Source organism: Oleiphilus sp. HI0079, assembly GCF_001635105.1.
This window is the reverse complement of the sequence record NZ_LWFT01001053.1, coordinates 1-1,161: the sequence shown is the minus strand read 5'-3', so window position 1 is coordinate 1,161 and position 1,161 is coordinate 1. Positions and strand designations below refer to the sequence as shown.

Annotated in this window: 1 protein-coding gene and 1 pseudogene; both read right to left on the bottom strand. The window is 47.3% G+C overall.

Features of this window, described 5'->3' with window-relative positions; all coding sequences use genetic code 11:
- A pseudogene (locus tag A3750_RS18880) lies at nucleotides 1–283 on the bottom strand (Na(+)-translocating NADH-quinone reductase subunit C); the annotation flags it as partial.
- Nucleotides 276–1,161 (bottom strand): NADH:ubiquinone reductase (Na(+)-transporting) subunit B (locus A3750_RS18875; protein WP_068548624.1); only part of this gene is annotated, 886 nt, incomplete at its 5' end. The pseudogene A3750_RS18880 and the gene A3750_RS18875, both read right to left, overlap by 8 nt.

The window sequence follows — 1,161 nt, the reverse complement described above, 5'->3', positions numbered from 1 at the left end:
GGGCTGTTTGCTTTCCTACAACACTCGGATCTACATATTCGCCAGTATCGAGATCCACTAATCTAGCGTCGATTTTCTCAAACTGAGCTTCGATCTCGTCTTTACTTGCACCGGAAGGTAAAAGTCCGGCTGCTGCGAGAATATTCGCTTTTAGGTTAAGCGCTTTATTCTCTTGCTGGATCGGCTTAAGCGCAACCACAGACCCAGCCACGATCAGCGAACAAACCAGACACAAAAGAAAAGCAACTGTGAAGGTTTTACCCATAGTTTCTTTGCTAGACACGAGCTAACCTCCTTTTGATATTCGCCTGTACGACCAAATGATCAATGTAGGGTGCAAACAGGTTTGCAAATAGAATTGCCAGCATGATCCCCTCTGGGAAAGCAGGGTTCACGACGCGAATAAGTACAGTCATCACACCAATCAAGGCTCCATAGAACCACTTACCCGTATTCGTCATAGATGCTGAAACAGGGTCTGTCGCCATGAAAATCATACCAAATGCAAAACCACCGATTACAAAATGCCAGTAAAACGGCAGGCTAAACATTGGATTTGTGTCCGAACCAACCATATTGAGCAAGGTTGACATCGCGACCATACCAAAAAACACACCAAGTACAATTCGGAGCGAAGCTATACGCGTAGCCAAAAGCACCGCACCACCAATCAGGATCGCTAAAGTAGACGTCTCGCCCATTGAGCCCTGAACGGTCCCAAAGAAAGCATCCAACCAAGTGATATTGCCAGCAATAATTGCATCAGCACCACCACTTGCTGCAAGACTTAGTGATGTAGCACCAGAGAAGCCGTCAACCGCTGTCCAAACTGCATCTCCCGAGATCTCAGCTGGGTAGGCGAAGTACAAAAAAGCACGGCCGGTTAGCGCTGGATTCAGGAAGTTTTTACCCGTGCCACCAAAGATCTCTTTACCGATGACAACACCAAAAGAAATCCCTAAAGCGACCTGCCATAGTGGCAAGTCAGGTGGGCAGATCAATGCGAACAAGATTGACGTAACAAAGAAACCCTCATTAACCTCATGACCTCTAACCGAAGCAAACAAGACCTCCCAAAACCCACCAACAACGAACGTTACTGCGTAGACTGGCAAGAAGTATGCGGCCCCGTATACAAGGTTGTGCCATAAGTTAGCAGGG